19 protein-coding genes are annotated in these 26,642 nt (G+C 57.8%); 10 read left to right on the top strand and 9 right to left on the bottom strand.

Features of this window, described 5'->3' with window-relative positions; genetic code table 11:
* Positions 1–19 precede the first annotated feature (19 nt).
* The gene (locus MDG893_RS17670; RefSeq protein WP_040474747.1) at positions 20–1,474 is read right to left on the bottom strand and encodes a hypothetical protein; all 1,455 of its coding nucleotides are present in this window, start codon (positions 1,472–1,474) and stop codon (positions 20–22) included.
* 118 nt (positions 1,475–1,592) lie between these two features.
* On the opposite strand from MDG893_RS17670, the gene MDG893_RS17675 reads away from it, so the two are divergent.
* On the top strand, positions 1,593–3,422 hold the full coding sequence (locus MDG893_RS17675) for an ABC transporter ATP-binding protein (protein WP_007155197.1): 1,830 nt from the start codon (positions 1,593–1,595) through the stop codon (positions 3,420–3,422).
* Between the two features lie 200 nt (positions 3,423–3,622).
* A complete protein-coding gene (acnA, locus tag MDG893_RS17680; protein WP_007155198.1) occupies positions 3,623–6,382 on the top strand; it encodes an aconitate hydratase AcnA in 2,760 nt (919 codons plus the stop codon).
* A gap of 58 nt (positions 6,383–6,440) precedes the next feature.
* Here the strand turns inward: acnA and MDG893_RS17685 are convergent, their stop codons facing one another.
* Genes MDG893_RS17685 through MDG893_RS17695 form a run of 3 tightly spaced genes read right to left on the bottom strand, consistent with a single transcriptional unit; the run spans position 6,441 to position 12,632 of the window.
* On the bottom strand, positions 6,441–8,363 hold the full coding sequence (locus MDG893_RS17685; RefSeq protein WP_007155199.1) for a sensor histidine kinase: 1,923 nt from the start codon (positions 8,361–8,363) through the stop codon (positions 6,441–6,443).
* 13 nt (positions 8,364–8,376) lie between these two features.
* Positions 8,377–10,824, bottom strand: a complete 2,448-nt coding sequence (locus MDG893_RS17690) for an ATP-binding protein (RefSeq protein ID WP_007155200.1) — start codon at positions 10,822–10,824, stop codon at positions 8,377–8,379.
* The gene (locus MDG893_RS17695; protein WP_157132871.1) at positions 10,821–12,632 is read right to left on the bottom strand and encodes an ATP-binding protein; all 1,812 of its coding nucleotides are present in this window, start codon (positions 12,630–12,632) and stop codon (positions 10,821–10,823) included. Before MDG893_RS17695 ends, MDG893_RS17690 begins: the two co-directional genes overlap by 4 nt.
* A gap of 106 nt (positions 12,633–12,738) precedes the next feature.
* Between MDG893_RS17695 and MDG893_RS17700 the strand changes: the two genes are divergently transcribed.
* The 6 genes from MDG893_RS17700 to MDG893_RS17725 are packed head-to-tail and all read left to right on the top strand — an operon-like array spanning position 12,739 to position 17,640.
* Positions 12,739–14,436 (top strand): diguanylate cyclase, encoded by a 1,698-nt coding sequence (locus MDG893_RS17700; protein ID WP_007155202.1) that lies wholly within the window; start codon positions 12,739–12,741, stop codon positions 14,434–14,436.
* A 10-nt stretch (positions 14,437–14,446) separates the two neighbouring features.
* A complete protein-coding gene (locus tag MDG893_RS17705) occupies positions 14,447–15,592 on the top strand; it encodes a response regulator (RefSeq protein WP_007155203.1) in 1,146 nt (381 codons plus the stop codon).
* Positions 15,585–15,980, top strand: coding sequence for a response regulator (locus MDG893_RS17710; RefSeq protein WP_007155204.1), 396 nt, complete (start codon positions 15,585–15,587; stop codon positions 15,978–15,980). Before MDG893_RS17705 ends, MDG893_RS17710 begins: the two co-directional genes overlap by 8 nt.
* A 2-nt stretch (positions 15,981–15,982) precedes the next feature.
* Positions 15,983–16,303 (top strand): DUF2288 domain-containing protein, encoded by a 321-nt coding sequence (locus tag MDG893_RS17715; protein ID WP_040474748.1) that lies wholly within the window; start codon positions 15,983–15,985, stop codon positions 16,301–16,303.
* An 18-nt stretch (positions 16,304–16,321) separates the two neighbouring features.
* Positions 16,322–16,693 carry a PA4575 family protein gene (locus MDG893_RS17720; protein ID WP_007155206.1) on the top strand — a complete coding sequence of 124 codons (372 nt, stop codon included), beginning with the start codon at positions 16,322–16,324 and terminating at the stop codon, positions 16,691–16,693.
* Positions 16,694–16,728: 35 nt separating this feature from the next.
* Positions 16,729–17,640 (top strand): LysO family transporter, encoded by a 912-nt coding sequence (locus MDG893_RS17725; protein WP_007155207.1) that lies wholly within the window; start codon positions 16,729–16,731, stop codon positions 17,638–17,640.
* A 4-nt stretch (positions 17,641–17,644) separates the two neighbouring features.
* On the opposite strand, the gene MDG893_RS17730 is transcribed toward MDG893_RS17725, so the two are convergent.
* Together MDG893_RS17730 and MDG893_RS17735 are read right to left on the bottom strand one after the other, a co-directional pair.
* The gene (locus MDG893_RS17730) at positions 17,645–18,853 is read right to left on the bottom strand and encodes an HD-GYP domain-containing protein (protein WP_007155208.1); all 1,209 of its coding nucleotides are present in this window, start codon (positions 18,851–18,853) and stop codon (positions 17,645–17,647) included.
* Positions 18,850–19,659 (bottom strand): TatD family hydrolase, encoded by an 810-nt coding sequence (locus MDG893_RS17735; protein ID WP_007155209.1) that lies wholly within the window; start codon positions 19,657–19,659, stop codon positions 18,850–18,852. Before MDG893_RS17735 ends, MDG893_RS17730 begins: the two co-directional genes overlap by 4 nt.
* 118 nt (positions 19,660–19,777) lie before the next feature.
* Here MDG893_RS17735 and MDG893_RS17740 point away from each other — a divergent pair, with 118 nt between their 5' ends.
* Both MDG893_RS17740 and MDG893_RS17745 read left to right on the top strand, forming a co-directional pair.
* Entirely contained in the window at positions 19,778–21,049 is a 1,272-nt protein-coding gene (locus tag MDG893_RS17740; RefSeq protein WP_007155210.1) for a D-amino acid dehydrogenase, read from the top strand.
* Positions 21,046–22,281, top strand: a complete 1,236-nt coding sequence (locus tag MDG893_RS17745; protein WP_007155211.1) for a methyltransferase — start codon at positions 21,046–21,048, stop codon at positions 22,279–22,281. Before MDG893_RS17740 ends, MDG893_RS17745 begins: the two co-directional genes overlap by 4 nt.
* Before the next feature lie 5 nt (positions 22,282–22,286).
* Here the strand turns inward: MDG893_RS17745 and MDG893_RS17750 are convergent, their stop codons facing one another.
* The 3 genes from MDG893_RS17750 to MDG893_RS17760 all read right to left on the bottom strand — a co-directional run bounded on the left by MDG893_RS17750 (position 22,287) and on the right by MDG893_RS17760 (position 26,588).
* Positions 22,287–22,769 (bottom strand): DUF4124 domain-containing protein, encoded by a 483-nt coding sequence (locus MDG893_RS17750; protein WP_007155212.1) that lies wholly within the window; start codon positions 22,767–22,769, stop codon positions 22,287–22,289.
* Positions 22,770–22,901: 132 nt separating this feature from the next.
* Positions 22,902–24,110, bottom strand: coding sequence for an OmpA family protein (locus MDG893_RS17755; protein ID WP_007155213.1), 1,209 nt, complete (start codon positions 24,108–24,110; stop codon positions 22,902–22,904).
* A gap of 147 nt (positions 24,111–24,257) precedes the next feature.
* On the bottom strand, positions 24,258–26,588 hold the full coding sequence (locus MDG893_RS17760) for an ATP-dependent helicase (RefSeq protein WP_040474749.1): 2,331 nt from the start codon (positions 26,586–26,588) through the stop codon (positions 24,258–24,260).
* Positions 26,589–26,642: the final 54 nt, after the last annotated feature.

The raw sequence follows: 26,642 nt of genomic DNA on the forward strand, positions 1-26,642 counted from the left end.
GCCTGCCCAACACTTGGCCTTACTCCTGAACCGCAAACGAAGCCCTGGGCCCTTTCAAAGGCTCCCGGTTCTCAACCTGCTGCAGGTACACATCGACCTGTTCGTGCAAAGGATGGTTAAGACAGCGTTTCTTGACGAAATTCAGGAACGCCGAGGCCTTTTCCCACTGCCCCAGACCATTCGCCAGCGCCTGGGCGACCAGCAGATAGGCTGGAGCCAGTTCCTCGCTGTCCGGGAAGCGCTTGTGGAAGTCCTGCAGTAACTTCAGTGCCGGTTTGAAGTGTCCGCGCTGGTACAGGCAACGGGCGCAGCGTACCGACAGCTCCGGGTCTTCCAGCCGGAATCCCGGCTCCACAGTCTCGATAGCTGCCAGCAACCCGGCTATACCCTCGCCGTCGTTTCGTTCCGCCAGCATGTTCAGCAACCGGGGGTGATAACGATACAGCTCCGGAATATCGTTGCGGGCGGTCAGCAGCTGATGCAGTTGTCCCAACCGCAGGGCGTTCAGGGAATCCCGTTTCAGGGCTTCCTTGAGCATCGACTGGACCCGGTCGTAGTTGCCGTCCTTCAGGTTCATGTCGATGTCGGCGTCAAAACGCTGCGTGCGGTCGCGGTTCTGCATTTCGCTGGTGTTCTCGTCATCCTGCAGGTCGCTGGCAAATCCCAGTTCCTCCTGGTACTGGAACAGCAGGTAGCCCAGCATGTGGAACAGGATCAGCGTAAAGGTGCTGTTGAGAAAGCCCGCCAGTGTGCGAGCAACACCCGGAGCGAAGTGGGTGAGGGCGAAATCCTGGGCCGCCCCGGACGCCAGGGTCAGCAGGATCAGGTAGCCATACAGCAGAAAGTAGGGCGTGCCGATGCGCGAGATCAGTACCGCCAGGTTCATGGGGTTTACTGCGGCCATCACCGAGCGCTCCATGGCCAGCACCATGATGCTGGCGGGTAGGGCCAGGATCACGAAGGCCACCGCCAGGAACATCAACAACGGCCCGCCGACCATGGCGGCGGCCGCCACCATGCCACCCATAAGCGCAAACACCAGTAGCTGCAGGATCACAATGTCAAACCCGCTGCCGGTGAACGCCACTGCTACCGGAGGCGGTTTCATATGGCCTTCGGCGGTGTGGCTGATAACGGCATAGGTATACTTCAATAGCGCCAGGGCCAGCACCAGCGTGATAATCAGGCCGATGAGGTTGCCGCTGACAAGCAGTGGCACCAGCGTGCAAATGGCAATAACCATCAACGGATCGGTGTGGAACGGGTAGCGGAAGAAAGCACCAATCCGGTTCCAGAATGGCACTGCTTCCGTGGCGGCACCGAGATAGCGCATGGCACGGCTGCAATGGGGGCACAAGGCGTGTTGTTTTCGAGTATCCGCATCCGGCATGCAACGGGTGCAGTAGTGTATCTGGCAATCACCGCAATGCCATTTTGCGGGTTCGCCGGGGTGGTAATGGCAGTCGTGTTTCACAATGGGCCCGGTTCTGGTACTTCGAGGGTTTGAGGGGCAATGATGGCAGAAGGTCGGGTAGACTGTCACCGAATTTGCTGCGTACCAGTATGGTGAACATCGCATTAACGGAGGTTTCTTGGAGCAGGCGGCGGATCTGAACGCAGTCGGGCCGGATAGCACGGGTCGCAACGATAACCGGTACACCTGGCGGGGCATTCTGTCCCTGGCCCTTAAGCACAAGCCGCGGCTGGTGAGGGCGAACATGCTCGCCATCCTGGCCACGGTGGTCAGTGTGCCTATTCCGCTGCTGCTGCCGGTGCTGGTGGACGAAGTGCTGCTTGATGAGGCTGGCCCGGTGTTGCCTGTGATGCAGGCGATGTTGCCCGAGGCATGGCACCTGCCCACGGCTTACATTGGCCTGATGGTGTTAGCGGCATTCTTGCTTAGATCGCTGTCGCTCACCTTCAATGTGCTTCAGTCCCGTGAGTTCTCCAAGATTTCCAAGGATGTGGTATTCCGTATCCGTTCCCGACTGCTGGGTCGGCTGCAGCGGGTGGCTATGTCGGAGTATGAAACCCGTGGCTCAGGCGGCATCACCAGCCATTTCATTACCGACCTGGACACCATCGACCAGTTCTTGGGCACCACTATAAGTCGTTTTCTGGTGGCAAGCCTGACTGTCACTGGAACCGCCATCGTGCTGATGTGGGTTCACTGGCAGTTGGGGCTTCTGATCCTGCTGTTCAACCCGTTGGTCATCTTCGCCACCATGCTCATCGGCAAACGGGTCAAGGAACTCAAGCGTCAGGAGAACAGCGCCTACGAGGATTTTCAGGGCGACCTGACCGAAACCCTGGACGCGATCCACCAGCTCAGGGCGGCCAACCGGGAACAGCATTACCTGCGCCAGTTGATCAGCCGCGCCCGCACGGTTCGCGATCATGCCATACAGTTTGAATGGCGCAGCGACGCTGCCACCCGCGCCAGTTTCGCGCTGTTCCAGTTCGGTGTGGACACCTTTCGTGCGGCGGCGATGGTGACGGTCCTGTTCAGTGACCTGAGTATCGGCATGATGTTCGCGATCTTCGGCTACCTCTGGTTCATGCTCACGCCTGTGCAGGAAATGCTGAATATGCAGTACGCCTGGTTTGCTGCCAATGCGGCACTGGGGCGCATTAACCGCTTGCTGGAGCTGGAAGAAGAACCTCGTTATCCAGCACTGGAGAACCCTTTCCGGGGCCGGCATACCGTTGGTCTGACCCTCAAGAACATCCACTTCAGCTACGGTGAGGAATCTGTGCTCAAGGGCATCGACCTCCACCTTGAACCGGGGGAGAAAGTCGCGGTTGTGGGCGCCAGTGGCGGCGGCAAATCCACCCTGGTGCAGGTCATTCTGGGTATGTACACACCCCAGCAGGGGCAGGTGCTGCTGGGTGGTGTGCCGGTTCAGCGCATCGGGCTCCCCTGTCTGCGGGAGAACGTGGCCACCGTGCTGCAGCACCCGGCTCTGTTCAACGACACCGTGCGGCAGAACCTCACCCTGGGCCGGGACAAGACCGATGCCGAACTGTGGCAGGCCCTGGCCATCGCGCAACTGGACGGGACCGTGGCGGACATGCCTCAGCAACTGGATACCATGATTGGCCGTCAGGGAGTGCGCCTGTCCGGTGGCCAGCGCCAGCGGCTGGCCATTGCCCGCATGGTGCTGTCGGATCCCTCCGTGGTGATTCTGGATGAAGCGACTTCCGCCCTGGACGCCGAAACCGAGTTTCAACTGCATCAGGATCTGGAGGCATTCCTGCGTCAACGCACCACCCTGATCATCGCCCATCGTTTGAGCGCCGTGAAACAGGCCGATCGCGTCTACGTTTTCGAGGACGGCTACATCACCGAGGAAGGGCATCACGACGAGCTGATCGCCCGCCAGGGTCTGTATGCCCAGCTTTATGGGGATCGACAGGCCTGAGGGTGCAGGGGTATTCACCGCCGCAATACCGAACATTCACGGAACCGCAGTTGAAGTCTCGTCAATCGGTGCAATAGTTATAGGAGACTTTCAAAATCAGGGTCTTTGCATCAGTCTATTGCCATCTGCGGTAAGTACGCTGATGCAAAGGCTACTGCTAAGCCTTCCGACATCTTCGGATCATCAAAAGGAGGCACCTCATGTCGAAACAAAGCCTGAGTAAAGACAGTCTCAATACGCTCTCCAGCCTGGAGGCTGGCGGCAAGACCTATCACTACTACAGCCTGCCCAAGGCTGCCGACACCCTTGGCAACATCGACAAGTTGCCGTTTTCCCTGAAGGTGTTGCTGGAAAATCTGCTGCGCAACGAAGATGACGCCACCGTGGGCCGGGGCCATATCGATGCGATGGTTCAGTGGATGAAAGACCGTAAATCCGATACCGAAATTCAGTTTCGTCCTGCTCGTGTACTGATGCAGGACTTCACCGGTGTGCCCGGTGTGGTGGATCTTGCAGCCATGCGGGAAGCGGTAAAAGCCGCCGGCAAGGACCCGGCAATGATCAATCCGCTGTCGCCGGTGGATCTGGTGATCGACCACTCGGTGATGGTGGACAAGTACGGTGATCCGTCTGCCTTCAAGGACAACGTTACCATCGAGATGGAGCGCAACCAGGAGCGCTATGAGTTCCTGCGCTGGGGCCAGCAGGCGTTCGACAATTTCCGTGTGGTGCCGCCGGGGACCGGCATCTGTCACCAGGTGAACCTGGAGTATCTGGGTAAGACCGTGTGGAGCAAGGACCAGGACGGAAAAACCATCGCTTACCCGGACACCCTGGTGGGAACAGACTCACACACCACCATGATCAACGGCCTTGGCATCCTCGGCTGGGGTGTGGGTGGTATCGAAGCGGAAGCCGCCATGCTTGGCCAGCCCGTGTCCATGCTGATTCCGGAGGTGGTCGGCTTCAAGATCACCGGTAAACTGCGCGAAGGCATTACCGCGACGGATCTCGTGTTGACCGTTACCGAAATGCTGCGCAAGAAAGGTGTCGTCGGTAAGTTTGTGGAATTCTACGGTGACGGACTGAAGGACATGCCCGTTGCGGACCGTGCCACCATTGCCAACATGGCGCCGGAATACGGGGCGACCTGTGGTTTCTTCCCGGTAGATGAGCAAACCATCAAATACATGCAACTGACCGGCCGCGAAGACGATCAGCTTGAGCTGGTGGAGGCCTATGCGAAAGCACAGGGCCTATGGCGCCAGCCCGGTCAGGAGCCGGTGTACACCGACAACCTGGAACTGGACATGGGCGAAGTCGAGGCCAGCTTGGCCGGCCCCAAACGTCCTCAGGACCGGGTGGCCCTGAAGAACATGAAGGCATCCTTTGAGTTGTTGATGGAAACCGCCGAAGGCCCGGCAGAGTCCCGCGAGGACAAGCTGGAATCTGAAGGCGGGCAGACCGCCGTGGGCGTCCAGGATAGCTACGAGCATGCTGCCAGCCAGCCGATGGAAATGAATGGCGAAAAAACCCGTCTTGACCCGGGCGCGGTTGTTATCGCGGCCATTACGTCCTGCACCAACACCTCGAATCCTAGCGTAATGATGGCTGCCGGCCTGATTGCCCAGAAGGCTGTGGCCAGGGGGCTCAATACCAAACCCTGGGTAAAAACTTCCCTGGCACCGGGCTCCAAGGTGGTGACCGATTACCTGAAGGTGGGCGGCTTTCAGGACGATCTCAATAAGCTTGGCTTCAATCTGGTGGGTTATGGATGCACCACCTGTATCGGTAACTCCGGCCCGCTGCCGGATGCGGTTGAGAAGGCCATCGCCGATGGTGATCTTACCGTGGCCTCGGTGTTGTCCGGTAACCGTAATTTCGAGGGCCGGGTGCACCCGCTGGTGAAAACCAACTGGCTGGCTTCACCACCGCTGGTGGTTGCTTATGCCCTGGCCGGCAACGTGCGCCTGGACCTCTCCAATGATCCGCTGGGTGACGATAAAGACGGCAAGCCCGTCTATCTGAAAGACCTGTGGCCAAGCCAGCAGGAAATCGCCGAAGCGGTCGAGAAAGTGAAGACCAGCATGTTCCATAAGGAGTATGCGGAAGTCTTCGATGGCGACGCTACCTGGAAGGCGATCAAGGTCCCCGAGAGCAAGGTGTACGAGTGGTCGGACAACTCCACCTACATCCAGCATCCGCCGTTCTTCCAGGGCCTGAAGGAAGAGCCGGACGCCATTAACGACATCAAGGACGCGAACATTCTGGCGTTGCTCGGTGACTCGGTCACCACTGACCATATTTCCCCGGCCGGGTCGTTCAAAGCCGATAGTCCGGCGGGTAAATACCTGCAGGAGCGGGGCGTGGAGCCGAAAGATTTCAACTCCTACGGTTCGCGCCGGGGCAACCACGAGGTGATGATGCGTGGCACCTTCGCCAACGTGCGTATCCGGAACGAGATGCTGGACGGCGTTGAGGGCGGTTTCACCAAACACATCCCGTCCGGTGAGCAGATGCCCATCTACGATGCGGCCATGAAGTATCAAGAGGAGGACACACCCCTGGTGGTCATTGCCGGCAAGGAATACGGCACCGGCTCCAGCCGTGACTGGGCCGCGAAAGGTACCCGCCTGTTGGGCGTGAAAGCCGTGGTTGCCGAGTCCTACGAGCGTATTCACCGCTCCAACCTGATCGGTATGGGTGTGATGCCGCTGCAGTTCCGGGATGGCGTCGACCGCAAGAGCCTGAAACTGACGGGGGAGGAAACCATCAGCATCAAGGGCCTGTCCGGTGACATCAAACCGGGGCAGACACTGGAAATGACGGTGACATACCCGGACGGCAAGACCGAGACCTGCGAACTGTTGTCCCGGATCGACACCGCTAATGAAGCGGTCTATTACCGTCACGGCGGTATCCTGCACTACGTGGTGCGGGAGATGCTCAAGTCGGCATGAGTTGACTAATCGGCCCGGCGGGGCAACCTGCCGGGCCTCTCAGTACCCTGTTTCCCATTTACCCCGCCACTGGCAGTTCCAGCCAGAACGTTGCCCCCTCGCCCGGAATGGATTCATAGTCCACCGTGCCATCCATGCGCGTCATCAGTTCCCGGGTGATGGCCAGTCCGAGCCCGGTTCCACCACTGGCTCTTCGGTCCGACGCGTCGGCTTGTGAGAATTTCTGAAAAATATGTTCCCGGAAATGCGGGGCCACGCCCTCACCATGGTCTCTGATGCACAAACGAACCGACTCTTCGCGCTGGCTGGCGAAAATGTCGACGGAGGACCCTGCCGGAGAAAATTTGATGGCGTTGGACAACAGGTTGGTGATGGCCTGGTTCAGCCGTTGACGATCCACATGCACCGTCACGGCTGGAAGTTCAGACACCTGAAGGTCGATGTCCCGCTGTTGGGCGAAGGTTGCGATGTTCTCAACACTCTCGTGAACCAGGTCCTGAAGAACATAATGCTCGCTCCGGAAGGGCATTTTGCCGGCCACCAGTTTTTCCATATCAAGTAAGTCGTTGATCAGGAAGGTAAGCTGCTGGCTATTTCGATAGGCAATGTGCGCCAGTTTCGAGGCTTTCTCAGGCAGCTCGCCGACGGCATTGTTAGCGAGCAGCCCGAGGGAGCCGGAGATCGAGGTCAGTGGGGTGCGAAGCTCATGGCTGACCGTGGAAATGAACTCGTTCTTCAGGTGGTCGACTTTCTTCCGCTCTGAAATGTCTTCAGTGATCAGCCAGACAACGGGTTCATTGCCGTAATTGTCCAGTTGCAGACCGTGGAGCATGATGGGGGACGGCTCGTCGTGCCCAGGCGCCATGTAATAGCCTTCAAGACCGCTGATTCTGGCGTGCTCCCGAAGGGTTTCCTGAACCCCGGGCCTGTTTGCCAGCGGCTCTCCGTGGACATCAAGCGGCTGGTCGAAGAAATCCAGCGACTGGACGGATTTGCCAAACTGGCTTTCGAATGTTGGGTTTGCCCGGAGCAGTCGATTGGAATGAACACTGAATAGCCCGATGCCCATGGGTGCCAGTTCGAATAGCCCCCAGAGACGCCGCTGCATCTCGCGATCCCGCGACATCAGGCTGGTGAGCCAGAAAACACCACCGGCGATAATGGCCAACAACGCAAACAGGCTACCGCGAAAAATCCACGGTTGTCTGGGGTGATCTGGCCATCCTTTAGCCGGCTCTGCAAATACCATCCAGGTGGTGCCTCTCATTCGAATCCTGCTTTTTACCGGATTCGTCCACGGGATAGATCCTGTTGAGAAAAAGACGGACTCGGTGTCAGTGATGTCGGACGAAGATGAGAGGGCAAGGTTGAAGCCATCTTCCAGTCTGTCCAGCCCGATGGACGAGTATAGTTTCTCAAGATCCAGAATTACGGATACGACGCCCCAGAATTCGCCGGTGGCCTGTTCGAAGATCGGAATACGACCTGCTAGCCCCTGTCCTCCCTGAACCAGGTTGATGGGGCCACTGAACACCTCCCGGCGAGAATCAAGTAACGCATCGATCTGTTCCGGTGACAGGCTCTGTGCCGTCAGGTCGAGCCCCAGCGCAGCTTTGTTGCCTTCCAGCGGGTATATATGTCGGATGACGAAGCCAGGGGCCAGGCCGATGTTCTGGAGTTCCGGTGCCAGACTTATGACGACGGATGCGAGTTCCCGAAATCGTTGGCCGTTAATGTCGGGCTGTATCGACACGTTCGCAGCCAGCCCCCACACCGTTTGTATGTTTTGGAGAATCGAGCTTTGCAGTTTCAGGCTAATATCGTCCGCCTTAGTCTGCCATTGTTGGCGGACCTCATTGCGGTGGCTGGAGGAACTGGACGCATCAAGGGAAATTGCGACGACCACAACCAGCAGCAGGACGCCCAGTCTTGCTGCCCAAATCAGACGACGAAACATGTTGACCCGCGTTGGTGGCGCCATTATCGATTACCCATCACTCATCAGCACTCTCATCAGGTTTGATATCCAGCCAGAACGTCGAGCCGTACCCCTCCGTGGACTTGAACCCCACGCCACCCCCCATTTGAGACATGATCTCCCGGGTAATGGCGAGGCCGAGGCCTGTGCCGCCACGGCCTCGGGTGTCGGAGCTGTCAGCCTGGGCGAACTTTTCGAATATCCTGGGTTGGAAGGCTTCGGGTATGCCTGTGCCATAGTCCGTGACTTCGATGCGAAAAAGACCGTTGTGAAGGTGTGTGAATATGACAACCTCGGCCTCCTGCGGTGAAAACTTAATGGCGTTGGAGAGCAGGTTGTCGAGTGCCTGCCCGAGGCGCCGGGCATCGATAAAGGCTTTGGCCCAGGGATGTTGGTTTTCGAGCCGAAGTGAAATCTGTCGGTCAACCGCGTAGGTTGACACCCGATCCAGGCTGTCCTGAATGATGGCGCTGATGTTCTCGCTCTGCATCCGCAGCTCCATTTTGCCGGAGACCAGCTTTTCCATATCCAGCAGGTCGTCAATCAGGTGCCTTAATTGATCGCTGTTGCGGGCCGCGATGGCCACCATGGTTTTGACCTCGTCAGGCAGGGCGCCAAAAACACCACCTGCAATCAACCCGAGGGAGCCTGATATGGACGTCAGCGGGGTTCGTAGTTCATGGCTGACGGTGGAAATGAACTCGTTCTTCATCCGATCAACCTTACGACGCTCTGATATATCCTCCACCAGCGACCAAATCAGTGGCTTGCCTTCGATGCGTTCGATCATGACGCCCTGAATAAGGATTGGAATCCGAGCTCCATCCTTGCGCACGAACTCCTGTTCGAAGGGGCCGAACTGCCCGTGTTCTTTTAAATCAGAGATAGCCTGCTGGGTTTGTGTTTCAAAGTCGTCGGGAGTCACGTCCCAGTAATTCAGCGCGATAAATTGCGAATAGGAGTAGCCCGTAAAGTTCAGGAGTGCTGCGTTTACGTCAAGGTTTCGTCCACTCCGAAAATCGGTAAGTAGTATTCCGATGGGTGACAGTTCGAAGAAAGTGCGCAGTTGTTGTTCTCGCTCCTGGAGCTCAAGCTGGGCGCGTTTGCTCTCATCAATGTCGGCAATAAATCCGTGCCAGATCGAACTGCCGTCTGGTCGCCGCTCCGGGGTGGCCCGGCCCTGGACCCATTTCCAGGGTTCTCCCGGCCTACTGACTCGATATTGGCAATCCCACACCGCCAGGGATTTCCGGGATTGGTGGATGGCTTCTTCTACGGACCCCAGGTCGTCAGGGTGTATTGTGTCGAAAGCCGCACTTGCATCATGTTCAACGTCCTTCGGAGAAAGGCCATAAATGTCGCGTATGCCCTCGCTGCAATATAGAAAGCGCGAATGGCCATCCTTTTCCTCGTGATACTGATAGAGCATGCCGGGCACGTTCTCTGATAGCTTTCGCAGCGTATCCTCATGGGAATGTTGCTGGAGGAGGGCCGCCATCCATTGCGCCAGCCACACGATAAACAGGCGGTCCAGATCCGTGAATGGTCTGGATCTTGGCGATATTGATGAGAAATTAAGGGTGCCGAAGAGCTTGCCATCGAATTCTATTGGCGCAGCAATGTAGCTCTCGAGGCCCATTTGGGCATAGCAGGACTGATTGCGGTAGCGGGAGTCCGCCATATGGCTGATCGCCAGATGGTCGCCCTTTGCCAGCATCAGCGAGCAATAGGTTTGTGCCACCGGTAGTGAAAGACCAGCCTCCAGTGGAGAGTTGTCAGGCGCTCTGAACCAGCGAATCGTGTAAACCTCGCTGGTGATCTCGCTGACGATGCCGGTTTCCAATTCAAGATGTTGGCGACCGAGATCCAGGGCCATGCCTATTTTTTGTTCCAGGGGTGCGGATGCATCCACCGTCAGGTTGTTCAGTGCACTCAGAATCCGGGTCTTCTCGAGTTGTTCCTGGCGGGATTTGCTCGCCTCGAAGTCATTGATCTCCTCATCGACACACCGGGCCAGCTCCTCGAGAAGCACACGCTGATCGTGGTCTAGCGTTCGTGGCCGGGTGTCTATGATGCAGAGGGTGCCCAGGCGATAACCGTCATGGCTGTGGAGTTGGGCGCCGGCATAGAAGCGAATGTGTGGGGGGCCGGTAACGAGCGGGTTGTCGGCGAATCGTGAATCCTCGTGGGTGTCCTCGACGATAAACAGACGATCACTGAGGATGGCGTGGCCGCAGAAGGAGATATCCCTGGGGGTCTCCCTGGCTTCCAGCCCCTGGCAGGATTTGAACCATTGCCGCTTGTCGTCGACCAGTGACACCAGGGCAATGGGGACTCCGAAGGCCAGCTTGGCCATGCGGGTAAAGCGATCGAATCGCTCTTCTGGTGACGTATCGAGCAGGTGTGTCCGCTTCAGCGCAAGAAGTCGTACCGCCTCATTGTATGGATGTTGGGGTGCTATCATGAGTCTGCTTCCTTATCAGAAACGGTCGACGATGCTTCCCCAAAAACCGGAATGTCGACCCAGAAGTGCGCTCCCTGGTTATTGTAGTAGCCAACCTCAGCATTCATCAGTTGTGCCAGTTCGGCACAAATGGCAAGCCCCAGCCCCGTGCCCTTTACCGAACGGGTGGTACCGGTTTCGGCCTGCGCGAATCGTTTGAACACGCTGTCGGCAAAGGAATCCGGTACTCCGGAGCCCTGGTCACTGACGGTTATCCGAACGCCGCCCGCTGAGTTGAGCCGGGCGCTTATAGTGACAACGCTCTCCTGGGGAGAAAATTTGATGGCGTTGCTGATGTAGTTGTCCAGAATTTGCCGTAACCGGTGCTTATCACAGAGCAGATGCGGTAACTCAGCGCTGTCTGAAACCAACCGGACGTGGTGTTCGGCGGCCATGGTGTTGTTGTCTTCAATGGCGCTATAAAGTATCGGTTGGATCGCTTCGCTTTGAATTCGCACTTTTAGGCTGCCATCCGACAACTTATTGAAGTCGAGCAAATCCGACACCAGCAGTTGCAGGCGCTCTCCGTTTCTCAGGGCAAGGCTGGCCAGTTTCTGGCTTTTGTCGTTGAGCTGCCCGGTTACGCCAGAAGTGAGTAGCTTCAACGCCCCGGTAAGTGATGTGAGTGGTGTGCGAAGTTCATGGCTGACGGAAGACATGAAGTGATCCTTAAGCCGTGCCAGGTTGTCTCTTTCTTCCAGGAGCTGGTTAAAAGCGCTGGCCAGATTACTGACCTCGGGAGTGCCGGACTCACTCAGGCGCATGGCTGAGTCAGGCCGTTCTGCCATACGCCGAATCCGACCAGTCATTCGATCAAGCGGTGACATGGTGGTCCTGACCAGCAGAAAACTCAAAGCGGCGATCACAACCGTGATCAGCAGGCTGATGTTGAAGAACTGAATAAACGATTGGCGGGCTGGCGTGGTCGCCTGTTCGTAAGGCACAGCACGGACGAACACCCATCCCAGACGCTGCAGGTGATTGGTGGCGTATATCAGTGGGAGGCCATCTTTGCTGTTGACCTGTCCGAAAGTGATGCCGGATAACGCAGCGTCCGTCAGGGCATCTTCGCCAGGAGATGGCAGGGGTTCGATATTCTGGGAGCCCTTGCCGGAATCCACGTACAGAAAGTTTTCTGTGTCGATGATTTTCTCGATACCCTGTGATTCAGCAAAGCCTTTGCGTCGGTTTTCTGGTAACAGGCTGGTCTTGCCCAGGTCCAGGGTGCCACCTGCGAAGCCAAGTAGATCCCCGTCGTCGGTTTCGATGGGCGCCAGAAATGATAGCAGGGGCCTACCTGTGGTCCTTCCGATGATGGGCTTGCTGACAATGGGCCGTCGAGTTTCCACGGCCTCCTGGAAGTGGGGGCGATCCAGGTAGCAGGTCCCAATACGATTTGGAACGTGCACATTTTCCGCTACGGCACAGCCTTTGTCGTCGAATATGAGAAGCGCCGCCGGGAACAGGTCCTGAAGCGTCGTCTGGCGGGCCAGTGCTGCATTGAGATCAGACTGATCCGCAAGGCGGTCGTCGGCAGCAAGCTGCGACGCAAACGCTGACAGAGAGTTCAAACTGAGCTGCAGCCTCTGGTTGACGCGCTCGGAGGCTCTCTCAGCCTCGATAATCTGGCGTTGAGTGAGCAGATCTTCGAAGTCCTGCACCAGAGCCTGGTAAGCGATCGCAATAACGGCGGACACAGTTGCAAGGCTGCCGATGACGATAATGATGGCCACCCGGCTGCTAAGTGAAAGCGATTTGCGCGGCCGCAATGAAATTCCCCACTGTTGCGTTTTGACGGATAATGTTCTGTGATGAAAGAAGGTTAGCTCAATTGACGCGTTTATATTAGCAAAAACTCAAAGCCTGAGATTTCTTATGGGAAAGGATCCAAAAGCGGATATCGCCGACAAACTCGCGCAATTGCGACTCAGCTTTCGTGGTAAGGCGGAGGGAGAACTCGATCAGTTAAGCGAAGTTGCTTCAAGGATAACCGGGGGTGGTCAGGAGCAGCGACTGCTGCGTGAAGACGTGATGTCGGCCTACCAGCTCCTTCATCGTCTGGCCGGTTCCGCGGGAACCTTCGGGTATGCGGCTTTGGGAGCGGAGGCGCGTAGGTTGGAGCAACGCCTTAAACCATTGGTGGAAAAATATCCGTTGCATGATGACGCCAGCCCCGGCGTTCCCAGCGAGGAAATTCCACAGGTTATCGATACCCTGGCACAGGCAAGGCAACTGCGTTCTTTGCTGGATGAAACCTCGGTGCCAGCAACCCGCCGCACCAACGATCCTGAGCGCTTAAACGATCAGTACAGTCTGACGGCCTCGGATGTTCATGTTGTCCTGTGTGGGCTGTCAGAAGGTTCGCAGGTTTTTCTGGAGTACGCGCTCTCAAATCACGGTTTCTCGATATCGCACCAAGAGGTTTCTACCCTCTCGTTCAGCGGGACGCCGGGGGTAACCCTTGTGGTGACCAGTGAGGACGTACTTTCCAAGGTGTCTGCAGCGCTCGATACCAAGGCGGGGAACGAGGACATACTGAAACCTCCGTTAATTTGCATCGGCAGCAGGGATGATTTTAAAACCCGGTATACCCTGGCCGAGAGCGGGGCAGATGCACTGATTACGGAACCGGTTGATGCCACCATACTGGCGGACAATATTGAGCGTTTGGTCACGGAGCGGAGCCGAACGGTTTCCGGGAAAATACTGATTCTGGATGACGACGAAGATCTTGCAGGGCACTACCAAGCGGTTCTTGAAGGAGCGGGTTTTGTCGTCCGCGCCATCAGCAATCCCGAAACGGTGTTGTCGGAACTTTCGGAATTCTCCCCCGACATAATGTTGCTGGACGTGCGTATGGGAGCTTATTCCGGGCCAACAGTGGCGAAGCTGGTCCGTTTTGATCCCGAATGGGTCAGCCTGCCGATTATTTACCTTTCGTCTGAGCAGGATAAGCAGGTTCAGCTTGAGGCGATGGCAAAAGGAGCGGATGAATTCCTGACCAAACCCGTATCCGACAGCTATCTTGTGCGCGCGGCTCAGATTCGCTGCTACCGCGCCCGTCAACTGAACGAGCTTCTGATACGGGACAGCCTTACAGGGCTGTTGAAGCACTCGTTCATCAAGCACGAAGTCGACAAGGAACACGCCCGGTGCAGGCGACAGTCGCGGTCTTCCGTTGTCGCCATGCTGGACCTGGATCACTTCAAGAAGGTGAATGATCAACACGGGCACAGAGTGGGTGATATTGTCATCAAGGCACTCGCAAATCTGCTCAGGCAACGTTTACGTTCCACCGACATGATCGGTCGGTACGGTGGGGAGGAGTTTGCGGTGGTTCTGCCGGAGTGTACGGTGCAGGAAGGGCAGTCGGTGCTGGCGCAGGTCTGCAAGACGTTCTCAGACCTGTCGTTCCACAATGATGGCGTCAGCCTGTCGGTGACCCTCAGCGTTGGTATTGCCGCGTTGGGTTCATTTGAGTCCGGTAGCGATGCGCTTAACGCAGCCGATCAGGCCCTATACGAGCGCAAAAAAGCGGGCCGTAACGGGGTGACCATTTTCCAGCAGGGATGAAGCGAGCGTTATGAAGGCACTTATTCTGGAAGATGACACTCTGTTGGCTGATCTGCTGGAAACGGTGGTTGGCGGGCTTTATCCCGGAATGGATGTTTTTGTAACGGCATCCGTCAAGGGAGCCTTGGCACATTGGTCTAAACACGGTGCTGACCTGATGATCATCGACTGGAACCTGCCGGATGGCTCCGGCCTTGAGGTTATTCGCGCTGCCCGCGAGAAGAGCAGCAAGGCCGCCATTGTCATGATCTCCGGTCGCGCTGACAGGGAGTCGGTTCTGAAAGCCGCGCGCTATGGCATCAATGGCTATATCAGCAAGCCGTTCAATGTGGAGATGGTGCACGAAAGGCTGACAGCACTGGTGGATCCCGCCGATTTTGATCGGGAGTCGCAACCCGATCTGGAACACCTGCTGCAAACGTCGGTGGACTCCGTTATTCAACTGCCTTCCGCCATTGATACGGCACGGGTTCTCGAATTGATGGCACGAAAACAGGATATCTCGCCATCGCAACTCGCGGAGCGGTGGAATGGCGAGGTTGCCCTCACAACACGCCTGCTTGATGTGGCCAATAGCGCCTCGTTCCAGAAAACCGGTGAGCCGGTTCGCAGTTTGCGTGACGGGATTGCAACCATGGGCGTGGATATGGCCTTGCGGCACGCCATGGCGATGTCACTGGATATTGGCGGCCAGTTACGCGATCCCCGTTTGGCGAAGAAAGCGACAGCCTTTCTCGAAACAGCCGAAAAGGTGGCCCAGGAGGCCGCACGGATTGCTCTGCGTATCGGGGTCGATCAATCCGCGGTGCATACGGCGGCCCTGCTCAGTCGGGTCGGCGAACTGGCGGTGCTCAAGGTGATGCAGCAGTGCCTGGATCGCAAAGGCGTGGTCTCCGATGAGCAGATTGAGGACGGGCTAAAGGCTTGGGCTCAGAATTATGGGAATCGTCTCAAAGTGCAGTGGCATCTGCCTTTGCAGTTGAGAGAGCTGATTGGGGCCGTTCACTTTTTACCGCGTGACGCCACAAGCGAGTCAAAACTGGTTATGCGTGCCTCCGCCTTGATCGCGGATGGGCAGAATCAGGACGAAGAGTGTTTGCGCTTGCTGCGCAGACTGGGGGTGGATAACCAAGACAGGGGTAAAGACGATGGCTAGCCCGGTTGGAGAGCTTCAGCGAATTCTTTATGTGGAGGACGATGCCGACATCAGGGCCGTGGCGGAGTTGGCGCTGGAAACCGTTGGGGGATTTTCGGTAAAAAGCTGCAGCTCCGGTCAGGAGGCGCTTATTGAAGGCCCGGATTTTGAGCCCGAACTGATCCTGCTGGATGTTATGATGCCGGGGATGGATGGCCCGTCTACCTTTCAGGCGTTGCGGGAAATTCCGGCATTGAGCACGACACCTGTGGTGTTCATGACCGCTAAGGTGCAAACTGAAGAGGTGGCGTTCTACCGGGAGTTGGGAGCGGTTGATGTGATACCCAAACCGTTCGATCCCATGACTCTTGCGGATCAGATACGTGAAATATGGACGTCCAAGGTGTGAACATGATGACGAAAGAATCGCCAGAGGCGCTCAAGCAAAAACTGAATCTGGAGACGTCCCGGATCAACTGGCATGACCTGCAGGTTTATTATGCCCGTGGCCATGTCGTGAAGGTGGTGCCGGAGCTGGACCTTCTGGATGTAGCGGCTGAGCTGTCTGCGGACAACAAGACCCAGTTTGAGCGTTGGTTGGCCGACAACAAAGTGGGCGACGTTGCACCGGATCTTGCCCGCCACTGGTATGACGAGAATACGGAACTCTGGGCGGTGGTGATTGCGCCCTGGGTGCTGGTGCAGGACAGGACCGGGCATGTACTTCACTGAATACCCTGGAATCAAGCCGTGAAACTGCACTACTTTCATGGGCGTGGCCCGCTACGGGCACTGGTTATGGTTCGGGAGCTGCGCCGGGTAGAATTGTTCATCAAACCAGTCGGTGAGGACATCTGGGCGTTGGTGGCACTCAGTGGCTCGGTGGATGGTCAGCCAGAAAAACACCGATGCCAGGGCCCCTATCGTTCCATTGCCCAGGCGGAAGCGGTGCTGCGCAGTGTCGCGGGTGCGCTGATGGGGCAGGATTACCAACCCCAACCCAACGACTATGTGGTCTGGTCGGTGATGGCCCAGCGCCTGGCGCGCACCATCCGTACCGATCGCGATGCCAGTGCCGGCAAGTTTCATTTTGACCCTGATCAGTACGAACCTATCGGCTGATCTTTCCCACCCATACACATTGTTCCGAGGACTTCATGCTGACCGGCGCACTGCTGATCCTGGCACCGCTTTTCCTGGGTTTTGCCCTGGCACTTGAGAACCGCCATTTGATGACGGCCATTCACTACGGCGTTGAAGGGCTGGTGTATTTTATCCTGGCACTCTTGGGGCTGAGCCTCGGGCAGATGGAAGGTGTTGGTGGCCAGTTGGCCAATATGGCATCCCAGGTCGCGGTGCTCGTGGTGGTACTGTTTGGGGCCAACATGGTGGGGCTGTGGTTGTTTCACCGCTGGCAGCCGATGGCGGCGCGGGAGGATCAGGTGGATCAACCTCGTGGCTACCGCCGCCTGTTCCTGGCGGGGTTGAAGCCATTGGTGGCCGTTGTGGTTGGTGGTCTGGCCGGTTTCTACTGGTTACCGGACCTGCCCATGGCCGAAGACGTGGCGACCTGGTCGTTAATGCTGCTGTTGTTTCTGATCGGCCTGCAACTGCGCAATGCCGGCCTGTCCCTTCGTCGGCTGCTGCTCAACCGGCAGGGACTGGGCATTGCGTTGGCGATGGCCGGCAGCTCTCTGCTCGCCGGTTTTGCAATGGTACCGTTACTGGATGCTGCCTGGCATGAGTCATTGGCATTGGCGTCCGGGTTTGGCTGGTATTCCTTGTCCGGTATTGTGATTGGCGATGCCCTGGGGCCGGCCTGGGGTGGCGTGGCCTTTCTCAACGACGTGATCCGGGAGATTATTGCGCTTGCGATCATTCCTCTGTTGATCGGTCAGCGACCGGCCATGGCCATTGGTTATGGGGGAGCGACTGCCATGGACTTCACCCTGCCGGTGATCCGCAGCAGCGGAGGCCTGGACTGCGTGCCCGTGGCGATTGCCTCGGGGTTTATTCTGTCGTTCCTGTCTCCCATCCTGATGGCGGTGTTCCTGTCCATGGGAGGATGATGTTTCAGACCAGAAATTTTCTGACGTCGATCTTGTAGTCTTCCGGGTCCACTGAGCGCAGAATCCGATCCTGGGTGCCGGGTTTGGCCAGGTCCAGGGTGTCGACGGTGATAGGCGTGCGAAAACGGGTGTTGTACATCACGCGCAGTACGGGCAATCGCTGGTCTTCGTCGTTGGTTTCGATGACGACACCGAGACGGCCGCTTTCCAGAAGTACCAGTGAGCCAATGGGGTAGAGGCCCACACAACGAATAAACTCCTTCACCAGCGCCGGGTCCAGGTGGCTTCCGCTCCATTCCAGCAGTTTCTTCAAGCCCTGGGTTGGGGTCATGCCCTTGTGGTAAACGCGATCAGAGGTAATAGCGTCGTAAACATCGGTAATGGCCACCATGCGACCGTATACGGAGATTTCCTCGCCTTTCAGGCCCTCAGGGTAGCCACTGCCGTCAAGGCGCTCATGGTGCTCTGCGGCGGTGACAATAGCCAGCTCGCCAATACCCTCGGTCGCCTTGAGGATATCCCGCGAATGCCGCGCATGGGCTTTCATGACCTCAAACTCTTCGGGCGTCAGCCGTCCCGGCTTGTGGAGAATGTCGTCCGGCGTGAGGATTTTTCCGATGTCATGGAGCAGTGCGCCAACGATGGTCTGATGTAGTGCCTCCGGAGGAAGTTTGCGGTAGTTTCCGAACAGGGACATCAGCACGCTGAGATTGACCGAGTGTTCCAACAGGTAGTTGTCCTTCTCGCGGATACGACCCAGGCAACTTAGGGCATTGGCGTTGCGCAAGATAGAGCTTTGGAGCTCGTCAGCCAATCGGTGAATGGGGGCTATGTCGATAGCCCCTTCAAGCTTCACACTTTTCATCAGGTTGCCTACCAGCCCCTGGGCCTGGTTGTGCACCTGCTGGGCAAACACCATTTCCTCTGCAACCGCCACCCGTTTGAAAACGCCGGGCGCCTGCTCACCGGCACGCTGCAGGGCGGATTCATTGCGGCGGTCCACCTCATGGGCCGGTTCCGAATCCTGACAGTCCAGGCCCTTGGAAACATCGATGTAGACGTAGTCCACGCCCATACGGCGGATTTTTTCGATGGTGTCCTCTTTTTTGATCACGCCGCGACGGCGCTGGGTGTTGTGAGGAATCCAGTCGTTGTTCAGATCGGCGATGTACATGCCGACCTTGAGCGCGGAGACGGGGATACGTTTGATCATTGCCGCTGGAAAAACGTTCTCAGACTGTTGTCATAGGTTGTAGCCAATACGTTCTCCAGCGGTAGTTGTTTTACTTCGGCGATTTTCTCGGCAACAAACGGTATGTAGAAGGGCGCATTTTCCTTACCGCGATAGGGGACCGGGGTCAGAAATGGCGAATCCGTTTCCAGCAGGATTTGTTCGATGGGCGCCATGCGCACAATGTCACGCACGTTTTCAGCTTTGTTGAAGGTGGTGATGCCGTTGAAGCCCAGGCACCAGCCTTCGTCCAATGCGTATTGCGCCAGCCCTGGGCCCGACGTGAAACTGTGGATGACGCCGCGGCGTTTCAGAGTGCCTTCGAACTCCTTCAGGATGTCGATGGTGTCGTCATCGGCTTCACGGCTGTGGATGACGACTGGCCGGTCGGTGTCGCAGGCGATCTGCAACTGGCGGCGAAACACGTCACGCTGTACGTCCCGGTCTGCGTTGTCGTAGAAGTAGTCCAGACCGATTTCGCCGACGGCCACGATCTTGTCGTCGCCAGCGTGCGCGCGGATTTCCGCCTCGGCGGCGTCGGAATACTGTTCGGCATCGTGGGGGTGGACCCCTTGCGTGCCATACACCCAGGGGGCTGTTTGACTCAGTTCACGCACGGTCGCCAGGTTGTCCGGTGACACGGCAATGGTGATCACACGCTCGATATTGACCCGCTGCGCTTCGGCCAGGGTGTCCGCCAGGGGGCGATCCTTGAGGTAATCCAGATGGCAGTGGGTTTCGATAATCGGCTGATCGAAAACGGGAATGTCGCGACGTTTCTTGCTCATTGTCGGTTACTTCACTCCATCGCAACCAAAGCGTTGGCTGCTATCCTGAGAACTTTGTCACAGTAGTTTATCAGCTTGTTCGATTGTTGACCTACATTGCTGTCATAGGGAGAAGTACATGCACATCATCGTTGTGGGTGCCGGCGTGGTTGGTGTAACCACGGCGTACGAGCTGCAAAGCCGGGGCCATCAGGTAACCGTGCTGGAGCGTCACAGCGCGGCGGGGAATGAAACCAGCAGGGGCAACGCCGCCCAGCGCTCCTACGGCGTGGTCTATCCATGGGCAGACCCATCCATGGTGTTGAAGGCGGTACCCTGGCTGTTCAAAAAGGACGGCCCGCTGAAAATGTCGGTACCGCCGTCCATGGAAACCTTGCGGTTCATGTTCGCAACGCTGCGCTACGCCTGGTCGCCGGGCCTGTTTGGCCTGAACAAGCGCGCCATGATGCGCCTTGGTATTCATAGCCGTGAGCGCTTCCTGGCCCTTGAAAAGGCGCTTGGTCTGCGGTTCGACGGCGGCCATCAGGGCCTGCTTCACCTCGCCAGCACCCCGGAAACCCTGGAAAGCTACCGCGAAACCCAACGATTGCTCGACGAACTGGGTATCCCCTCCCGACTGCTCACTCCCGAACAGGTTCGCGAACTAGAGCCCGGCATGATCGGGGATGGCCCGCTCTATGGTGCCCTGAGCTATGACACGGATGGCACTGGTGATTGCCATCTGTTTTCCCGTGAGTTGGCCAAGGCCTGCGAAACCAAAGGGGTGCAGTTTCGCTACAACACGGAAACCGAACATTTGGTGGCAGATGACCGGCGGATAACAGGGGTGACCATCCGCAAGGACGATGGCACATCGGAAACCCTTGAGGCTGACGCCGTGGTTGTCAGTGCTGGTTGCTGGTCGGGGCACCTTACCCGCCCCCTGGGGCTCGAATTGCCGATCTACCCGGTGAAGGGCTATAGCTTTACCGTACCGTTGAAAGACCCCGGCCGCGCGCCGGTGTCGACCATCCACGATGACAACTACAAAGTGGTCTCGACCCGTCTGGGCGACAGACTGCGCGCCTCCGGCTTTGTGGAATTGAACGACTTCAACCGCGATATTCCGGAAGCCCGGCTGGCCACGATTCGCAAATCCGTGGAATCCCGTTTCCCCGGCTGCGCCGATCTGGAGGCCGCCGAAACCTGGACCGGTTTCCGTCCCATGACTCCGGACGGCCCGGCTATCATTGGTCGCGGCCCTCGGGAGAACCTGTTTCTCAATACCGGGCACGGCACCTTTGGCTGGACCCTGTCTGCGGGCAGCGCTTCGGTGATTTCCCAGTTGATTGATGGGGAAGCGCCGTCGGTGTGTCTGGATGCTTTCCGGCCTGGGCGATTTGCCGAATGACGGCGGGTTTACACCACTGCGCTGACGCTTTTTACCTGCGCTGGCAACGCTTGAACGATTGGCTGACGCAGCATCGCGAGTTCTGGCAACCGACGCCATTCGCCGATCCGAGCCCGGCCTGGGCAAAGAGCTGGCCGGCATTGGCGGACCGGGTTGCCCGGTTCTCCGACAGCGACTGTGAGCAATGGGGCGATGACCCTGTTGCTCTGGCTGAGTGGTTGGCCAGGGAGTTGCCATCTCTGCGGGAGATCGGTGAACTGACTGACATGCCGCCGCTTGCCGTCGAATCCGCCGATCTGAATACCTTGCCTGAGGTCCGGGCAACGGATATGCCTGGCCGTAAGCGGCTTCAAGCCGGTGCATTTGCAAGTGCTATCCATCCCCTGAAGCACGACGTTCTGGACTGGTGTAGCGGCAAGGGCCACCTGGCCAGAACCCTGGCGCCCCTGTGCCAGGGTAATGTAACCGGATTTGAATGGAACGCCACCCTGGTGGACGACGGCAACCGCCTGGCCCGAAAGTTCAGGGATACGGTTACCCTGCAGTGCCAGGATGTCATGGCCGATAATCTGACGATGCCGCCCGACAGCCATGGTGTTGCCCTGCACGCCTGTGGCGACCTCCATCGCAGGTTGATCCGTAAGGTGGCTGGCGAGGGACTGCCAAGGGTGAGCGTTTCACCTTGCTGCTATCACCTGACGGCAGCATCGGACTACCAGCCTCTTTCCAGGCGCGTCCGGGCTGCGAAGACTGGTCTGGAGCTGACCCGCGACGAGCTGCGGCTGGCCGTCAGGGAAACCGTGACCGCACCGAAACGTGTGCGGGAGCAAAACTGCAGGGTCAGTTGTTGGCGCCTCGGGTTCGATGGTCTTCAAAGACAGCTTCGAGGCCTGGATGCCTACCTGCCGGTGCCGTCGCACCCATCGCGGCTGACGAACGGCGATTTTGCCACCTTCTGTCGCTGGGCTGCCGACAACCGCGGGCTGGAACTGCCCGCGAACACAGACTTTGGTGCCTGGGAGCGTCATGGCGAGCGGCGACTGCAGGAGGTGCGCCGCCACGAGCTTTTACGCCACCTGTTCCGGCGGCCACTGGAGCTTTGGGTGGTGCTGGATTATTCAATGTTTCTTGAGGAACAGGGGTATGACGTTCGACTAGGGACCTTCTGCGAGCGCCAGCTGACCCCCCGTAATCTGCTGATCGACGCGGTAAAGCGGCCTGCAGGCTGCTAAAGGGCTCAGGGCTTTCGGTACACCACGCTTTCCACACAGCCGTCCCGGAAATACACATAGGTCAGTTCATAGAAGGCGCCGTAGTATTTCGTCTGGTATACCCAGGTTTCCTGGGGTGTGGGGTAGGTTTCCGGAGGCCGGCCAAAGGCTTTCAGAACATGTTCTTTGGTCATGCCTTTCACCACCTGTTCCCGTACCAGATAGCGCCGCAGGTCGGTGGAGTTAATGAAGCGGCAAGTGTCGCCGGTCGCCTCCTGTGTGCTTTTTTCCGGCTCTTCCACTGTTTCATCAGGCTTTGGTGACGGCGGGAGATTCTGGCCGAAATTCCCGCCAATCTGGTTGTCGCGGATGGTGATTTCCTCGGAGTCTTCCCCGCAGGGCTGGTCCGAAAAACGAGTATCACCTCCGGCGTCGCACCGGTAAACCTGAGGCCACGCAGCAGCGGGTATTCCCCATGCGAGAATAACGACGAACAATATTCGCTTCACAGTATTTCCTCGCGAGCCTGAACTTAAGAGCGCCTGTCCGCCTATAAAAAAGGCGCCCGAAGGCGCCTTTCCGTTGAGCTGCTCTGCACAGGATGTCTGTACAGGAACTCTTAACAGGAACAACGTCGACGTTTAACGGCGAACCTGAATGCGAGCCTCAACCCGACGGTTCTCCGCGCGGCCAGCAGCGGTGTCGTTGCTGGCAACCGGCTCGGACTCACCGTAACCAACCGCATTAACACGGTCTTCACTGATGCCCAGGGCATCGGTCAGCCGGGTGGCAACAGCCTCAGCACGGCGCTGGGACAGGAAGCGGTTGTATTCCGCCTCGCCAATGCTGTCACTGTGACCGGCAATTTCCACGTTGGTTTCCGGATACTCGAGCATGAAATTGGCGACGCGGCGAATTTCATTGTCGAAGGCGTTGCCGATCACTGAGCTGTTGGTCGGGAACTGTACGTTCAGCTCGATGGTTTCGACGGTTTCAGTTACGCCTTCACAACCCATGGCATCCACGTCTGCGCCTGCAGTCGTGCCTGGGCACTGGTCCGCGCTGTTAACGACGCCATCGTTGTCGCTGTCCAGCTCACAACCACGGCTGTTCACGCTGGCGCCCGCCGGTGTGTTCGGGCACTGGTCCATGCTGTTGGCAACGCCGTCGCCGTCGTTGTCACGCTCACAGCCGTTACTGTCAACGCTTACACCTGAAGGTGTTCCGGCGCACTGATCGCGGCTGTCGGGCACGCCATCGTTGTCACTGTCTGCCGCTTTGCGTGGCGCGGGTTTCGAGTCCGCTACGGTGCGGGAGAAGGCGAAACTCAGGCCAAGGGTCGCCTGGGTATCGAAGGTGCTCTCGTCGATACCATGAAACTCGCGCAGGTCGGCACGGATGGAAACGCTGTCACTGACGTTGTAGCGGAAGCCCGCCCCGACGTTGACTCGCGTTTCATCGTGATTGGAACCAGCGGTCTGGTAGCTCAGCACGTCGTCGCCGAAGTCCGCGTGGCCGGCACCGGCTGAGACATACGGATTCCAGGCTTCATCCTGGCCGGCAAAGTAATAGAGGCCGTCCAGTCGATACTCTTCAAAGTCGCTGCTGCCGTTCACGTATTTACGATCGGCATCCGCCTTGGAATACACGCCTTCCACGGCCCAGTTGGGGTGGAAGCGAAACTCCGCGCCAATGCCCAGGGTGCCGGTTTCACTCAGGTCGCGCTTGTCGTCAAACAGCTGGAAGCCGGCAAACGGGTTCAGGTAAATGGTTTGCTCGCGTTCGGCGACCGCGGGTGTCGCCAGGGATGTCGTCAGGGCCGCAATGGCCAGTGGGCGCATGATGTTCATGCAGAACCTCCTGTTCGATTATCGTTATTTAAAGCACTCACGTCGTACTTTCGCATAAAGCATTGCTGCAGCGTACTTACGTGAAATTTAAGTCAGGGGATTCAAAAAAACAAAAAAAGAGGGCCAGTGTTGCGTCCGCAATTGTACTCAGGCCCTTGATGACATGGCGGTAAAATACAGATGGGCACTTTTCTTGCTGAAATTCAGGGTGTCACCGTTGTCGAAAGCGACCTCGAAAGATCGTTCGTCCTCCCCCGTCACTGAGCCCGGCCCGAAGATGGCATGGCTGAGACGGGGTCTTGCCCAGAGCGGTGTTGTCTCTTCGATTGTCGCTTCCGCACTTGTTTGCAGTGTGACGCCTTGAAGGTTTGCATAACGAAGACCGGTCGAGGTCAGTGGCACGGTTGCCGTGAGTGTGGCTGCGCTGTCGGTGGCATGCTTGTCCAGCCAATGGCCAAACTCCCTAGATAGCGGAAAACACAGCTCGTCCATAAATCGGCTCGGCCCCTGGTCACCATCAAGATGCCGGTTCTCGCTGAATGGGCGGGTGATCAGGTGGAGTTGATTCCGCGTGCGGGTCATGGCGACGTAGAGCAGGCGGCGTTCACTCTCCAGGAAGGCCTTGGGGTCGTCCTGCGCCCGGGGGCTGTACGGCAGGTATTTCTCCTGCAGTCCCGGCAGGATAACGGTCGACCACTCCAGGCCCTTGGTTCGGTGGATGGTGGAGAGTAAAGCGCCGCCCCGGCGATTTTCGCCCGCCTGTTTCTTCAGCGCCTTCAGGTGTTCCAGCGCGGCGTCAACGCTGACATCAAGTCCTGACAGGTACAGCCTGAAGCCGCGGATGGTCTCGATGCGCTCGTCCGCAGTTTCATGGGTCAGGGCCAGGCTGCGAATGCCCTCGTAGAGTTCGGTTTCCTCCGCATAGCGGGAAATAAGGTCTGCCACTGAGCCTTTGAAGCGCTCCAGCTGTGCCAATGTTTCCCCCAGCTTGCGGAGCTTTTTGGCCGCCATGGGGGCCAGTGCGTCAAAGTCCATGGCCAGCAGCCGTTCATGCCAGCCCTCGCCGAATCCAGCCAGGAAGCGAGCCAGTTGTTCGAGTTCGGGTTCCTTGAGGCCAACATGGGGGAAGCGCAGTAATTGCCGGGCAAACTCAAGCCTGTCGTCGTCCGGCAGGTTGCGAATCCGTCCCGATACCACCATCAACAGGCTGGTGATGGCCTGAACCTCGCGGCTGAACAGAGCACCCTTCCCGGCGTCGATGCGGTAGGGCACCTGTCGCGCGAGCAATTTCAATTCGATAGGAACGCTCTGGCTCCACACTCTGAACAGGATCGCTGTGCTGCCCAGGGTCTCCTCGTCCATGGGCTGGAGCAGTTTAAAGACGACGTCGCTGTCGTTTTCATGCTGGTGCAGGGTAATGTCTGTCGCGGGTGTGGTTGGATGGGAATGACAAAGCACATTCTTGCGACCGGTGTTGTGGCAGATCAGATGATTGGCCAGCAGCGCCACCTGGTGGCCATACCGGAAGGTATAGCTCAGGGTTTGCTCCAGTGGGCTCTCGAATTCCTCGCTGAAGCGTTTGAGAATGAAATCGGGCCTGGCGCCCCGGAACTCGTAAATGGTCTGGTCCGGATCGCCCACCACGGTGACCCGTGCACGGTCGCCGGCCACGTATCGCAGCAACAGATGCTGGATTTCGTTGGTGTCCTGATATTCGTCCACCAGTACCAGATCCATCTTGTTCCCGACCAGCCGCTGTAAGGGTGGGTTCTGATGGATGGCCATCACCGGCTCGTAGAGCATGTCGGCGTAGCTGATACGGCTCTGGGATTTGCGCCACTGTTCAAAGCTGTGGAACAGGTCGATCAGGTAGCGGTGCTTGTCGGAATAGCCCAGTTCCTCGAAGACAATATCCACCGGAGACAGGGTGGTTTTTACCAGATCGATGAAGTTGACGGCGGTTTCGACAAAGTCTTTCTTGTTACGGCGGATCTCGTCAGCCAGGTCCTCGGGCGCCAATCGCCGCGTAAGCTGCCAGGCCTGGTAGCTGATTTCCTGGTCGGTGAGGATCTTGTCTGAGAATCCCGGAAGGAAGCCTTCCCGCACGAACCGTTTGTACAGCCGCAGCCCCATGGCGTGGTAGGTGCGAATTTCGGGAGTGGCAAGTGTCAGGTGACGGGTTACTTCCTGCAATTTGTGCTCGAAGTCCACCCGCGCGGCGCGGTTAAACATCAACACCAGCATGCGGGCCGGGTCGTGCCCCTGTTGCAGCAGGTAGCGAATGCGCCAGGCCAGTGTTGATGTCTTGCCACTGCCTGCCACAGCGGTGATCACCGCATGTTCAAAGCCAGCAGTGATGATGGCTCGCTGCTCGTCGGTAAGGTAATCCGGCAGCGTGGTCGTTTCGAGGTTTTGGGGTGGGCGTCGCATGGCGTGTATTGTACCGGGCTGCTGGTAGTGCTGATACCAGTCCGACATAATTGCGAGCCAATGATAGTTTGTTGGACGATAACTCATAGGTGAGATCGTGGG

Origin of the sequence: Marinobacter algicola DG893 (genome assembly GCF_000170835.1) — a bacterium.
GTDB classification, from domain to species: Bacteria; Pseudomonadota; Gammaproteobacteria; order Pseudomonadales; family Oleiphilaceae; genus Marinobacter; species Marinobacter algicola.

Coding starts and splice junctions, on each gene's coding strand:
- acnA (WP_007155198.1), top strand. CDS start 3,623: ATGTCGAAACAAAGCCTGAGTAAAGACAGTCTCAATACGCTCTCCAGC.
- MDG893_RS17685 (WP_007155199.1), bottom strand. CDS start 8,363: ATGGCGCCACCAACGCGGGTCAACATGTTTCGTCGTCTGATTTGGGCA.
- MDG893_RS17690 (WP_007155200.1), bottom strand. CDS start 10,824: ATGATAGCACCCCAACATCCATACAATGAGGCGGTACGACTTCTTGCG.
- MDG893_RS17700 (WP_007155202.1), top strand. CDS start 12,739: ATGGGAAAGGATCCAAAAGCGGATATCGCCGACAAACTCGCGCAATTG.
- MDG893_RS17705 (WP_007155203.1), top strand. CDS start 14,447: ATGAAGGCACTTATTCTGGAAGATGACACTCTGTTGGCTGATCTGCTG.
- MDG893_RS17710 (WP_007155204.1), top strand. CDS start 15,585: ATGGCTAGCCCGGTTGGAGAGCTTCAGCGAATTCTTTATGTGGAGGAC.
- MDG893_RS17715 (WP_040474748.1), top strand. CDS start 15,983: ATGATGACGAAAGAATCGCCAGAGGCGCTCAAGCAAAAACTGAATCTG.
- MDG893_RS17725 (WP_007155207.1), top strand. CDS start 16,729: ATGCTGACCGGCGCACTGCTGATCCTGGCACCGCTTTTCCTGGGTTTT.
- MDG893_RS17730 (WP_007155208.1), bottom strand. CDS start 18,853: ATGATCAAACGTATCCCCGTCTCCGCGCTCAAGGTCGGCATGTACATC.
- MDG893_RS17735 (WP_007155209.1), bottom strand. CDS start 19,659: ATGAGCAAGAAACGTCGCGACATTCCCGTTTTCGATCAGCCGATTATC.
- MDG893_RS17740 (WP_007155210.1), top strand. CDS start 19,778: ATGCACATCATCGTTGTGGGTGCCGGCGTGGTTGGTGTAACCACGGCG.
- MDG893_RS17745 (WP_007155211.1), top strand. CDS start 21,046: ATGACGGCGGGTTTACACCACTGCGCTGACGCTTTTTACCTGCGCTGG.
- MDG893_RS17755 (WP_007155213.1), bottom strand. CDS start 24,110: ATGAACATCATGCGCCCACTGGCCATTGCGGCCCTGACGACATCCCTG.
- MDG893_RS17760 (WP_040474749.1), bottom strand. CDS start 26,588: ATGTCGGACTGGTATCAGCACTACCAGCAGCCCGGTACAATACACGCC.